Origin of the sequence: Streptomyces sp. NPDC051776 (genome assembly GCF_040681345.1) — a bacterium.
GTDB lineage: Bacteria > Actinomycetota > Actinomycetes > Streptomycetales > Streptomycetaceae > Streptomyces.
On record NZ_JBFAYQ010000006.1, the window covers coordinates 177,514 to 189,319 of the forward strand.

9 protein-coding genes are annotated in these 11,806 nt (G+C 72.6%); 7 read left to right on the top strand and 2 right to left on the bottom strand.

What is annotated here, in order from left to right:
* Positions 1-173 precede the first annotated feature (173 nt).
* The 4 genes from AB0M26_RS08010 to AB0M26_RS08025 all read left to right on the top strand — a co-directional run bounded on the left by AB0M26_RS08010 (position 174) and on the right by AB0M26_RS08025 (position 6,648).
* Positions 174-1,718: a leucyl aminopeptidase gene (locus AB0M26_RS08010; RefSeq protein ID WP_365256285.1), complete on the top strand. Its 1,545-nt coding sequence runs from the start codon at positions 174-176 to the stop codon at positions 1,716-1,718.
* Positions 1,719-2,107: 389 nt separating this feature from the next.
* Positions 2,108-3,496 carry a dihydrolipoyl dehydrogenase gene (gene lpdA, locus AB0M26_RS08015; RefSeq protein WP_365256288.1) on the top strand — a complete coding sequence of 463 codons (1,389 nt, stop codon included), beginning with the start codon at positions 2,108-2,110 and terminating at the stop codon, positions 3,494-3,496.
* A gap of 49 nt (positions 3,497-3,545) precedes the next feature.
* Positions 3,546-5,300: a 2-oxoglutarate dehydrogenase, E2 component, dihydrolipoamide succinyltransferase gene (sucB, locus tag AB0M26_RS08020; RefSeq protein WP_365256291.1), complete on the top strand. Its 1,755-nt coding sequence runs from the start codon at positions 3,546-3,548 to the stop codon at positions 5,298-5,300.
* 241 nt (positions 5,301-5,541) lie between these two features.
* Positions 5,542-6,648, top strand: a complete 1,107-nt coding sequence (locus AB0M26_RS08025; protein WP_365256294.1) for a WYL domain-containing protein — start codon at positions 5,542-5,544, stop codon at positions 6,646-6,648.
* Between the two features lie 191 nt (positions 6,649-6,839).
* Here the strand turns inward: AB0M26_RS08025 and AB0M26_RS08030 are convergent, their stop codons facing one another.
* Positions 6,840-7,769 carry an SDR family oxidoreductase gene (locus AB0M26_RS08030; RefSeq protein WP_365256296.1) on the bottom strand — a complete coding sequence of 310 codons (930 nt, stop codon included), beginning with the start codon at positions 7,767-7,769 and terminating at the stop codon, positions 6,840-6,842.
* Positions 7,770-8,039: 270 nt separating this feature from the next.
* On the opposite strand from AB0M26_RS08030, the gene AB0M26_RS08035 reads away from it, so the two are divergent.
* Positions 8,040-8,558 (top strand): DUF4240 domain-containing protein, encoded by a 519-nt coding sequence (locus AB0M26_RS08035; protein ID WP_365256398.1) that lies wholly within the window; start codon positions 8,040-8,042, stop codon positions 8,556-8,558.
* A gap of 21 nt (positions 8,559-8,579) precedes the next feature.
* Here the strand turns inward: AB0M26_RS08035 and AB0M26_RS08040 are convergent, their stop codons facing one another.
* Positions 8,580-9,083 carry a GNAT family N-acetyltransferase gene (locus tag AB0M26_RS08040; protein ID WP_365256299.1) on the bottom strand — a complete coding sequence of 168 codons (504 nt, stop codon included), beginning with the start codon at positions 9,081-9,083 and terminating at the stop codon, positions 8,580-8,582.
* 60 nt (positions 9,084-9,143) lie between these two features.
* On the opposite strand from AB0M26_RS08040, the gene AB0M26_RS08045 reads away from it, so the two are divergent.
* Together AB0M26_RS08045 and AB0M26_RS08050 are read left to right on the top strand one after the other, a co-directional pair.
* A complete protein-coding gene (locus AB0M26_RS08045; RefSeq protein ID WP_365256302.1) occupies positions 9,144-10,049 on the top strand; it encodes a TIGR01777 family oxidoreductase in 906 nt (301 codons plus the stop codon).
* A 282-nt stretch (positions 10,050-10,331) separates the two neighbouring features.
* Entirely contained in the window at positions 10,332-11,663 is a 1,332-nt protein-coding gene (locus tag AB0M26_RS08050) for an NAD(P)/FAD-dependent oxidoreductase (RefSeq protein WP_365256305.1), read from the top strand.
* The last annotated feature ends 143 nt before the right edge of the window (positions 11,664-11,806 follow it).

Sequence of the window (11,806 nt, forward strand, 5' to 3'; positions counted from 1 at the left end):
GAGGCCCACGCCCGCATCGGGCTCCCCTGCCGGGCGGCACCCCCGCCTGGCGGTCGGAATACGATGCTCGCAGCGCCCCGGGTCGTGCGCGGCAGTGCGGTGCGGCCCCTGTGGGCTCGCGGCGGCCGGCCCACCGACTGGCCGAGGAACGCAACGGAAGAGGACCTCAACCCGTGACTGCTCTGACTATCAGCACCTCCTCAGCGGCGACGCTGCGCGCGGACGCCGTCGTCATCGGCGTGACCAAGGGCGACAAGGGCCCCGTCGTCACGCCCGGCGCCGAGGCCGTGGACAAGGCGTTCGACGGGAAGCTGGCCACCGTCCTGGAGACCCTCGGCGCCTCCGGCGGCGAGGGCGAGGTGACCAAGCTCCACGCCCCGTCGGGTCTGAAGGCCCCGGTCGTGCTGGCGGTCGGACTCGGTGAAGCCCCCGCAAAGGGAGACGGGTTCGGCACGGAGGCCCTGAGGCGCGCCGCCGGGTCCGCCGCCCGCGCCCTGGCCGGGTCGAAGAAGGGCGCGTTCGCGCTTCCCCTCGGCGGCCCCGAGGACGCCGGGGCGGTCGCCGAGGGCGCGCTGCTCGGTGCGTACGCCTTCAACACCTACCGCGGCAACGGCAGCGGCAACGGCAAGGCGGGCGCCAAGAAGAAGGACGACAAGAAGGAGCCGCTCGCCGAGATCACCCTGCTCGGCGGCAAGCCCCGTGACAAGGCCTTCAAGGCGGCCGTGGAGCGGGCCATCGCGCTCGCCGCCGAGGTGCATCGCGCCCGCGACCTCGTCAACACCCCCTCGAACGACCTGACTCCCAAGTCCTTCGCCTCCGCCGCGCAGGCCGCCGCCAAGGAGTTCGGGCTCAAGGTCGAGGTGATGGACGAGAAGGCGCTCACCAAGGGCGGGTACGGCGGCCTGATGGGCGTCGGCCAGGGCTCGGCCAACCCGCCCCGCCTGGTGCGGCTCGCGTGGACCCATCCCAAGGCGAAGAAGACCGTCGCCCTCGTCGGCAAGGGCATCACGTACGACTCGGGCGGCATCTCGCTGAAGCCGGCCGGCCACAACGAGACGATGAAGTGCGACATGAGCGGCGCTGCCGCCGTCTTCGCCACCGTCGTGGCCGCCGCCCGCCTCGGCCTTCAGACCAACGTCACCGGCTGGCTCGCGCTCGCCGAGAACATGCCGTCGGGCACCGCGACCCGCCCCGGCGACGTGCTCTCTATGTACGGCGGCAAGACGGTCGAGGTGCTCAACACCGACGCCGAGGGCAGGCTCGTCCTCGCCGACGCCATTACCCGCGCCTGCGAGGAGAAGCCGGACACGATCGTGGACGTGGCGACACTGACCGGCGCCATGGTGCTGGCCCTGGGCACCCGCACCTTCGGGATCATGGCGAACGACGAGGCGTACCGCACCGCGATCCACGAGATCGCCGAGGAGGTCGGCGAACAGTCCTGGCCGATGCCGATGCCCGCCGAACTGCGCAAGGGCATGGACTCACCCGTCGCCGACATCGCCAACATGGGAGAGCGGATGGGCGGCGGCCTGGTGGCCGGGCTGTTCCTCAAGGAGTTCGTCGCCGACGGCATCACCTGGGCCCACCTCGACATCGCGGGCCCCGCCTTCCACGAGGGCGCCCCTTACGGCTACACCCCCAAGGGCGGCACCGGCGCCTCGGTCCGCACCCTGGTGCGGCTCGTCGAGCGCACGGCGGCCGGCGACCTCACCTGAGCGAGGCACCGCGGTCACGGCAACGGCCCCGGGTCTCGCGCCCGGGGCCACGTGCGTACCGTGGGCCGCGCGCCGGGGCGCCGCCCCGTTCCGGAGTCCTCGCGTGCGTCGCCCCTGGTCGTTCCGGGCCCAATTCCGTTCGCCCTCGACGAAATCCGTCCGGCGTACGCTCGGGTAACCGAAGGCCCGGCCACCCGGGCCCGTCTCAGACCGTGGCCCCGCGTCCCGCCTCCTCCGAACAAGTGCGAAGATGTTGTGTCGGCAGGACAGGGCCCCCGGCTCACGTACCGAGCGAGCCAACCCGAGGGCCGACAGAAAAGCGGCCGAACCACAGCCGCAGCCCGGTCGCCGTAGACCGGCTCCGGCGCACCATGCATGGAGGACGTGACGTGGCGAACGACGCCAGCACCGTTTTCGACCTAGTGATCCTCGGAGGCGGCAGCGGTGGTTACGCCGCCGCTCTGCGCGGGGCACAGCTGGGCCTGGACGTCGCACTGATCGAGAAGGACAAGCTGGGCGGGACCTGCCTGCACCGCGGATGCATCCCCACGAAGGCTCTGCTCCACGCCGGCGAACTCGCGGACCAGGCTCGCGAGGGCTCCGGGTTCGGTGTGAAGACCTCTTTCGAGGGCATCGACATGCCAGGAGTCCACAAGTACAAGGACGGCGTGATCTCGGGCCTGTACAAGGGTCTGCAGGGTCTGGTCGCCTCCCGCAAGATCACTTACGTGACCGGTGAGGGCCGTCTCTCCTCGCCCACCTCGGTGGATGTGAACGGCGAGCGCTACGAGGGCCGCCACATCCTGCTCGCGACCGGCTCCGTGCCCAAGTCGCTGCCGGGCCTGGAGATCGACGGCAACCGCGTCATCTCCTCCGACCACGCCCTGGTTCTCGACCGCGTGCCGCAGTCCGCGATCGTGCTCGGTGGTGGCGTAATCGGCGTCGAGTTCGCCTCCGCCTGGAAGTCCTTCGGGGCCGACGTCACCATCGTCGAGGCGCTGCCCCACCTCGTGCCGGTCGAGGACGAGGACAGCTCCAAGCAGCTGGAGCGCGCCTTCCGCAAGCGCGGCATCAAGTTCTCCCTCGGCTCCAGGTTCCAGGGTGTGGAGTACACCGCGGACGGTGTGAAGGTCACGCTGGAGAACGGCAAGACCTTCGAGGCCGAGGTGCTGCTCGTCGCCGTCGGCCGCGGTCCGGTCTCCCAAGGCCTGGGCTACGAGGAGGCCGGGGTCGCGATGGACCGCGGCTTCGTCCTCGTCGACGAGTACATGCAGACCAACGTGGGGTCGATCTCGGCCGTCGGTGACCTCGTACCGACGCTGCAGCTCGCGCACGTGGGCTTCGCCGAGGGAATCCTCGTCGCCGAGCGGCTGGCGGGCATCAAGACCGTGCCGATCGACTACGACGGTGTGCCGCGCGTCACGTACTGCCACCCGGAGGTCGCCTCGGTGGGCATCACCGAGGCCAAGGCCAAGGAGCTCTACGGCGCGGACAAGGTCGTCGCCCTCAAGTACAGCCTGGCGGGCAACGGCAAGAGCAAGATCCTCAAGACCGCGGGCGAGATCAAGCTCGTCCAGGTGCGGGACGGCGCCGTCGTGGGCGTCCACATGGTCGGTGACCGTATGGGCGAGCAGGTCGGCGAGGCGCAACTCATCTACAACTGGGAGGCGCTGCCCGCCGAGGTCGCGCAGCTCGTCCACGCGCACCCGACGCAGAACGAGGCGCTCGGCGAGGCTCACCTCGCGCTGGCGGGCAAGCCTCTGCACTCCCACGACTAATCCTCGGGCGCGACCCATCCGCACAGATCGTTAAGGAGCAACCGAAACCATGGCGGTTTCCGTAACCCTGCCGGCGCTCGGAGAGAGCGTGACCGAGGGCACCGTCACCCGCTGGCTGAAGGCGGAGGGCGAACGCGTCGAGGCCGACGAGCCGCTGCTCGAGGTCTCGACCGACAAGGTCGACACGGAGATCCCGGCCCCCGCGGCCGGTGTGCTCTCCTCCATCAAGGTGGCCGAGGACGAGACCGTCGAGGTGGGCGCCGAGCTGGCCGTCATCGACGACGGCAGCGGGGCGCCCGCGGCGGCTCCCGCCCCGGCGGCCGAGCCGGCTCCCGAGCCGGTCCCGCAGCCCGAGGCCGCCCCCGCCCCGGCCGCTCAGGCCGAGGCACCCGCTCCGGCCCAGGCCGCCGCTCCATCGGGTGGCTCGGCCGAGGGCACCGAGGTCGTCCTGCCCGCACTGGGCGAGTCGGTGACCGAAGGCACCGTGACCCGCTGGCTGAAGCAGGTCGGCGAGTCGGTCGAGGCCGACGAGCCGCTGCTCGAGGTCTCGACCGACAAGGTCGACACCGAGATCCCGGCCCCCGTCGCGGGCACCGTGCTCGAGATCCTCGTCGGCGAGGACGAGACCGCGGAGGTCGGCGCAAAGCTGGCCGTCATCGGCGCCGCCGGTGGCGCTCCGGCCCCGGCCCCCGAGGCCCCGGCGCCCGCGCCCGCCGCGGAGGCTCCCAAGGCCGAGGCCCCGAAGGCGGAGGCTCCGGCTGCCGCCCCGGCGCGGCCGGAGCCCGCCCCCGCCCCGGCCCCCCCACCCGCCGCCGCTGCCCCCGAGGCACCAGCTCCGGCCGCGCCGTCCATCCCGGCCCCGTCCGCGCCCGCGGGCGAGAGCGCGGGCGCGTACGTGACGCCGCTCGTGCGCAAGCTCGCGGCGGAGAACGGCGTGGACCTGGCGACGGTCAAGGGCACAGGCGTCGGTGGCCGTATCCGCAAGCAGGACGTCATCGCCGCCGCCGAGGCGCAGAAGGCCGCGGTCTCGGCTCCGGCCGCCGCCCCAACCGCCAAGGCCCCCTCCGTCCAGCCGTCCCCGCTGCGCGGCCAGACGGTCAAGATGACCCGCATGCGCAAGGTCATCGGCGACAACATGATGAAGGCGCTGCACGAGCAGGCCCAGCTCACCTCGGTGGTCGAGGTGGACGTGACCCGGATCATGCGGCTGCGTTCCCGCGCGAAGGACGGCTTCGCGCAGCGCGAGGGCGTCAAGCTCTCGCCGATGCCGTTCTTCGTCAAGGCCGCTGCCCAGGCGCTGAAGGCCCACCCGGTCATCAACGCCCGGATCAACGACGCCGAGGGCACCATCACCTACTTCGACACCGAGAACATCGGTATCGCGGTGGACTCCGAGAAGGGTCTGATGACCCCGGTCATCAAGGGGGCGGGCGACCTCAACATCGCCGGTATCTCCAAGAAGACCGCAGAGTTGGCGAACAAGGTCCGTGGCAACAAGATCACCCCGGACGAGCTGTCCGGCGCGACCTTCACGATCAGCAACACCGGCTCGCGCGGTGCGCTGTTCGACACGGTCATCGTGCCGCCGAACCAGGCGGCCCTGCTCGGCATCGGTGCGACTGTCAAGCGCCCGGTGGTCGTCGACCACCCGGAGCTCGGCGAGACCATCGCCGTCCGGCACATGACGTACCTGTCGCTCTCCTACGACCACCGCCTGGTGGACGGCGCCGACGCCGCCCGCTACCTGGTGGCCGTCAAGGAGATCCTGGAGGCGGGCGAGTTCGAGGTCGACCTCGGCCTCTGACGCCCTCGGGCATCGGGCATCGGCCCCGGCCCTCCGCGGGACCGCGTACGCAGCGGCGCCCCCGTCCGGATCGCTCCGGGCGGGGGCGCCGTCGTCTCTCCCCTGGTGGATCTCTCCCTGACCTCTCGCCCTTCGTCTCCCTCCGCCTGGAACCTGTCCCCCTCGTGTGCCTCCCCCTCCCCCCGCTTGCGGAAGCGGCCGTGCCCAGCCCGCTGTCGGAGGCGCCGGGCATGATGAATCCATGCGTGCGGCACGGCTGATCAAGCTGGTGCTGCTGCTCCAGTCCCGGCCGTCCATGACGGCCGCCGAACTGGCGCAGCAGCTGGAGGTCTCGGAGCGCACCGTGGCGCGCGACGTCCTCGCCCTCTCGGAAGCCGGGGTGCCGGTGTACGCGGACCGGGGGCGCGCGGGCGGCTACCGCCTGATCGGCGGCTACCGCACACGTCTGACGGGCATGGGCCGCCGGGAGGCCGAGGCGCTCTTTCTCTCCGGGGTACCGTCGGCGCTGCGCGAACTCGGCCTCGCCGACGCGGGCTCGGCGGCGCGGCTGAAGGTGGCGGCCGCCTTGCTGCCGGAGCTGAGCGACGCGCCGACGAGCGCCGCCCAGCGCTTCCACCTCGACGCGCCCGGCTGGTGGCAGGAGCCCGACACCCCGGAACTGCTGCCGGAAATCGCGACCGCCGTCTGGGACGACCGCATGCTCAGCGCCCGTTACCGCCGGGCGGGCGGGGAGGTGGCGCGGGAGATCGAGCCGTACGGCCTCGTGCTGAAGGCCGGGGTCTGGTATCTGGCGGCCCGCCCGGCAGGGGCGCCCGCGGACGGAGAGGCGTCCGCCGGTGACGGGCTGTCGGCCGACGGCGCTGAGTCCGCCGGTGGCGGGAAGTCGGCCGACGGCGCGGAGCCCGCCGACGGCGGGACGTCCTCCCGGGCCGGTACCGGGGCGCGTTCCGCCCACCGGGTCTACCGGGTGGACCGGTTCACCGAGGTCAAGCCCGGATCCGCGCGCTTCGTGCGGGACGAGTCCTTCGATCTGGAGGCGTTCTGGGCGGAGCGCGCCGAGGCGTTCGCACGCTCCATCCTTCGGGACACGGTCGTCCTGCGGCTCTCGGAGGCAGGGGCACGGCGACTGCCCCGTGTGACCGACCGCGCGGCGGGACGGGAGGCGGTTGAGGCCGCCGAGCCGGGGGAGGACGGCTGGGTGACGGTCACCCTGCCCGTCGAGTCGCTGGACGTGGCCTTCAGCCAGCTGCTGATGCTGGGACCGGAGGCCGAGGTGATGGAACCGCAGGAGCTTCGCGAGCGGTTCGCCGACGCTGCGGCCCGCTCGGTGGCGCTGTACGGAAGCTAGTGCCGCCCCGGCACGGTGTGCCCCCCTCGCCGCCCTGGCACGGCCGTCCGCTGTGTTGCCGGATCAACCGGGCAGACCCCATACGAGGCCGATCCTGCGCCTTGCATCGGGCCGCATCAGGACGCCTCGCTACCGGGCAGACCTTGGCGGGGGCGGCACCAGCCGCCCGCCGTGAACCCCCTGAACCGGCGTCAGCGGTAGCCCGTGTCGTCGGCGTCGCGGCCGGCGCGTTCGACCTCCTCGATGTACCGCCAGGCGTCGGGGCGGGTGCCGTCGGTGTCGGTGAAGCCGTAGACCCGGGCCAGTTGCCCGCTGGAGAGCGACTGCCCGTTCCAGCGCGCGACATCGGGGTCCGAGGCGAGGGCCGCCACGGCCCGGCCGACATAGACCGGCGATTCGGAGATGCAGAAGCTGCGCACGATCCGTACGCCCTCGCGCCAGTTCTCCTCGGTGACGCCGAAGGCATCGAGCATCTGCTCGGAGCGCAGGAAGCCGGGGGTGAGGGAGACCGCGGTGCAGCCCAGCTCCTTCAGCTCCTCCGCGAGGCCGAAGGCCATCCGGATCGGGGCGTACTTGGTGAGGTCGTAGAAGAAGTTCTCCCGGTAGTCGCTGTTGGAGTCCGCGGTGCCGTCCGTCACCTCGACGACCAGTCCGCCGGGCCGCCGGACCAGGAGCGGCAGTGCGGCATGGCTGGTGATGATGTGGGTCTTCACGCCCAGCTCCAGCATCCGCAGGCCCTTGTCCAGATCGCACTCCCAGGCCTTCTTCGGCTGCTCGATGTGCTCGAGCAGGTGCTCTCCGCCCCAGATGTCGTTGACGAGGATGTCGAGCCGGCCGTGATCGCGGTCGATGCGCTCGACGAGGGCCCGTACCTGCCCGCGGTCGAGGTGGTCCGTCGGGACCGCGATGCCCTCGCCTCCCGCATCCGTGATCAGCTCTGCGGTCTCCTCGATGGTCTCCGTCGTCCGGCCGACCTCACTGACGCGGTCGCGGGTCGTACGGCCCGTGGCGTAGACCGTGGACCCGGCCCGTCCGAGCTCCACGGCCATGGCCCGCCCCGCGCCGCGGGTCGCTCCCGCGACGAGGGCGACCTTGCCGGTCAGTGCGCGCGCTGCGCTCACGTGTGCTTCCTTTCTCCGTACCTGCTGCCGTGTGCGACGACCCTGTCACTCAATCCGGACATCCTCTGTCGTGTTTCCGCACGTCGGCGCTGGGCTTTCTCGCCTCGGTGCGGCCCCGCCCGGTGGTGCGGATCCGCGGACGCCGAGCGAACGGCGACCGCGGCCCACGACACCGTGGACGACCACCGCCGCCGAGCCCGATAACGACACAGCCGCATCCGGGCGGCTCCGGGTGCGGGGCGGGAGGCGAGGGCCGATGCTGGTCGGGTGATGGACGAGACGGAGTTCTGGGAGATCATCGACAGCACCCGCCAGGCCGCCGAGGGCGACCCGGAGGAGCAGGCCGACCTGGTCATCGACAGGCTGGTGCAGTTGGACCCGGACGCCGTGCTGGACTTCGCCCGTCACTTCGAGGCCCGCTTCAACCGGGCCTACCGCTGGGACGTCTGGGGCGCCGCCTGGGTCCTCCTGGGCGGCGCCAGCGATGACGCCTTCGACAACTTCCGCTGCTGGCTGATCGGCCAGGGCCGCGAGGTCTTCGAAGGCGCGATGCACGACCCGGACACCCTGGCCGACCTGCTCGACGACTTCGACGAGGAGGTCGACGGGGACGCGGAGGAGCTGGGCTACGCGGCGGACGAGGCGTACGAGCAGCTCACCGGGATCGAGACCCCGGACCTCGGGCTGCCGCAGCCACCGCGCGAGCCGCAGGGCACGGCCCTGAACTTCGAGGACGACGGGGCGCTGGAGGGGCGGTTCCCCAAGCTGTGGGACGCGTTCCGGCCCTGAGTTCCGCCGGCACGGCAGCCGTCAGGACAGGCTGCGCCCCATGAGCACATCGTCCACGTAACGCCCGTCGATCAGGAACTCCCCCGGCAGCACGCCCTCGACGACGAAGCCCGACGACTCGTACAAGCGCCGCGCCGGGCCGTTGTGCCCGAGCACCCGCAGCGTGATACGGCTCGCGCCCTGTGCCCTCGCGTCCTCGCAGGCCGCGTCGAGCAGCCCCCGCGCGATGCCGTGCCCCCGCGCCCAGGTGTCCACGGCGAGCCCCTGGATCTGCCGGACGTGCGCGTTGGCGGGGAGCGGGGTGGGGGTCACGAGACGGAGGTAGCCGGCGACCCGCTTCTCGTACTCCGCGACCAGGAAGTGGGACGGCGGGTGCATGGCGCCGAAGAAGGGGTCGCCCGGCTCGGGGGGTCCGGGCAGCACGGCGTGCAGGGTCGACCAGGTGCGCCGGTCCAGCTCGGAGAGCGCGGGGTCATCCGCGCGGACGGCACGGCGTATGACGGGTCGTATGCCTGAGTCGGACATGGGAGACACTGTGCCATCCGCCGGTCGTCGTTCGGCATTGCGGGTACGGGTCCGGGCAGGATGTCCCGCATGCGTATCGCGATCACCGGCTCGACCGGCCTCATCGGCACCGCCCTGGTGCGGTCCCTTCGCACGGACGGGCACGAGGTGGTCCGCCTCGTGCGGCGGCAGCCGAGAGCGGCCGACGAGGCCGGCTGGGATCCGCGGAGGCAGCACGTCGACGCCTCGGGGATCGCGGGCTGCGACGCGGTGGTGCACCTGGCGGCCGCGGGAGTCGGCGACCGCTACTGGACTCCCGCCTACCGCAAGGAGATCCGCGACAGCCGGCTGCTGGGCACGGCCGCGATCGCCGAGGCCGTGGCCTCGCTCGACACCCCGCCCCGGGTGCTGGTCAGCGGCAGCGCGGTCGGCTACTACGGCGATAGGGGTGACCGCGAGGTCGATGAGAGCGCACCGCCCGGTGACGGCTTCATGGCCGATCTCTGCGTCGCCTGGGAGGAGGCGGCGGCACCGGCCGCCGAGGCGGGCATCCGTACGGTGTTCACCCGGACCGCGCCTGTCGTCTCCGCCCGGGGCGGGGCGTTCGGCCGGAGGCTGTTCCCGATCTTCAAGGTGGGACTGGGCGGACGGCTCGGCGACGGGCGGCAGTTCTGGAGCCTCATCTCGCTGGAGGACGAGGTCGCGGCGATCCGGCACATCCTGGACACCGAGGATCTGGCAGGACCCGTCAACTGCACGCTGCCGGAGCCCCTCACCAACCGCGAGGTGACGGAGTTGCTGGGACGGCTGCTGCACCGGCCGACAGCCTTCCCCGTACCGGCGCGGGTACTGCGGTTCACGCTGCGCGAGTTCTCCGAGGACATTCTCGGCAGCAAGCGGGTGCTGCCGAGGAAGCTGCTGGATTCCGGCTTCCCGTTCGCCCACCCGACGGCTGAGAGCGCGTTGCGGGCGGCCCTGGGGCGGTGAGCGTGCCGCCGGTCCGGCAAGCGGCGGACGGCGGACGGCGGACGGCGGACGGCGGACGGCGGACGGCAACGCGCTGCCCGGCACCACGGAACCGGCGGTGAAACCCGGCAGTTGGGCGACCTGCGTCACAGCAATGGACAGCGCTTTCGGGATCGGCTGGATTCCTCCGTACACCAGTCCAGAACAGGAGCATTTCCCACGGCTGTTGAGGGCATGAGGTCCCTGCGATCCTGCGACCCGCAGGTCGCCAGCGCGGGACACAGCCGACCTCGGGGAGGGGACGTGCTCAGCAGCCCAGCACGGCACAGCACAGATCGGACGGACGTCATCGTCGTGGGCGCGGGCGTGGCCGGCCTCGCCGCGGCCCGCCGTCTGACCGACGCCGGACTCGGCGTCACCGTCCTGGAAGCGGCGCCGTACGTCGGGGGGCGTATGTCCACCGACAAGGTGGACGGCTTCCGTCTCGACCGCACCGCGCACTTCCTCACCCCCTCCTCCGCGGAGCTGCGCCGTACGCCCGGCCTGGAGAAGCTGGCACTCCGGCCGCTCTCGCACGGAGTGCTGGTGCGTCAGGGCGGACGCAGCCAGCGCTTCGCCGAGAGCCGCGGCGCACGCGGCCCGCTCACCGCCGCCCGCGCCCTCGCCTCGGCCGCCAGGTCGCCGCTGGGCGGGGCGCTCGACCAGGCGCGGGTCGCCTCGTTCCTCAACCGGCTCGCCGCCATGCCCGCGGAACGGGTGCTCGCCCGGCCCGAAGTGCCCACCGCCCAGGCGCTCGGCACCCGCGGCCTGCCCTCCCGTACGGTCGAGTGCTTTCTGCGGCCGCTGCTCACGGCCCTGCTCAGCGACCCGGAGCTCACCACCTCCAGCCGCTGTGCGGACTTGGCCCTGCAGGCGTTCGCCCGGGAACGGCTCAGCGTGCCCACGGGCGGTGCCTCGACCGTGCCGGAGCTGATGGCGGCGGCCCTGCCGTCCGGCACCGTACGCACGGGGGTGCGCGCCGTATCGGCGTCCACCACGTCCGTGGATACCGCCGAGCACGGTCAACTCGCCTGCCGTGCCGTGGTGGTGGCGACGGGGGCGAGGGCAGCGGCCGACCTCCTCCCGGGGCTTCGGCTTCCGGCCTTCCATCCGACGACGGTGCTGCACCACACGGCGGACGCGCCCCCCATGGCCGAACCCGCGCTCGTGGTCGACGGGGACCGGCAGGGGCCCGTCTCGCACACGATCGTGGTGACGGCGGCCGACCGGTCGCGTGCTCCGCACGGCCGGACGCTCGTGACCTCGGTCGTCCTCGGCGACGCCGCGAGCGAACCGCTGACCACGCTCGACAAGGCGGCCCGCGCACACCTCGGCGAGTTGTACGGCACGCAGGCCGACGGCTGGCAGCTCGTGACCGCACACCACGATCCCGAAGCGGTTCCTGCCATGCGGGCACCGCACGACCGGCGGCGCCCGGTGCGGGTGCTGGCAGGGCTGTACGTGTGCGGGGACCACCGCGACACCAGCACGGTCCAGGGAGCGATCGTCTCGGGCGGGCGCGCGGCGTCCGCGGCGCTGCGCGACTTCGGGCTCCCGGACGCCGGGACACCGGCGGCTCTGCCCACGGCGGCCTGACGGAACGCCCGGCGCCGCGGCGCCGGGCGGCCCCACTCCCCCGACACGACCCCCGCCCGGGGCCCGTCGATCGCCGCCCGCTGTCCGTCGATCGCCGCCCGCCGCCTTGCCGAAGGGGCGACGCCCCTGCCCGTGCCGTACGG

Excerpts from the sequence above, each read along its gene's own strand:
- sucB (WP_365256291.1), top strand. The coding sequence starts at position 3,546 with ATGGCGGTTTCCGTAACCCTGCCGGCGCTCGGAGAGAGCGTGACCGAG.
- AB0M26_RS08025 (WP_365256294.1), top strand. The coding sequence starts at position 5,542 with ATGCGTGCGGCACGGCTGATCAAGCTGGTGCTGCTGCTCCAGTCCCGG.
- AB0M26_RS08035 (WP_365256398.1), top strand. The coding sequence starts at position 8,040 with ATGGACGAGACGGAGTTCTGGGAGATCATCGACAGCACCCGCCAGGCC.
- AB0M26_RS08040 (WP_365256299.1), bottom strand. The coding sequence starts at position 9,083 with ATGTCCGACTCAGGCATACGACCCGTCATACGCCGTGCCGTCCGCGCG.
- AB0M26_RS08045 (WP_365256302.1), top strand. The coding sequence starts at position 9,144 with ATGTCCCGCATGCGTATCGCGATCACCGGCTCGACCGGCCTCATCGGC.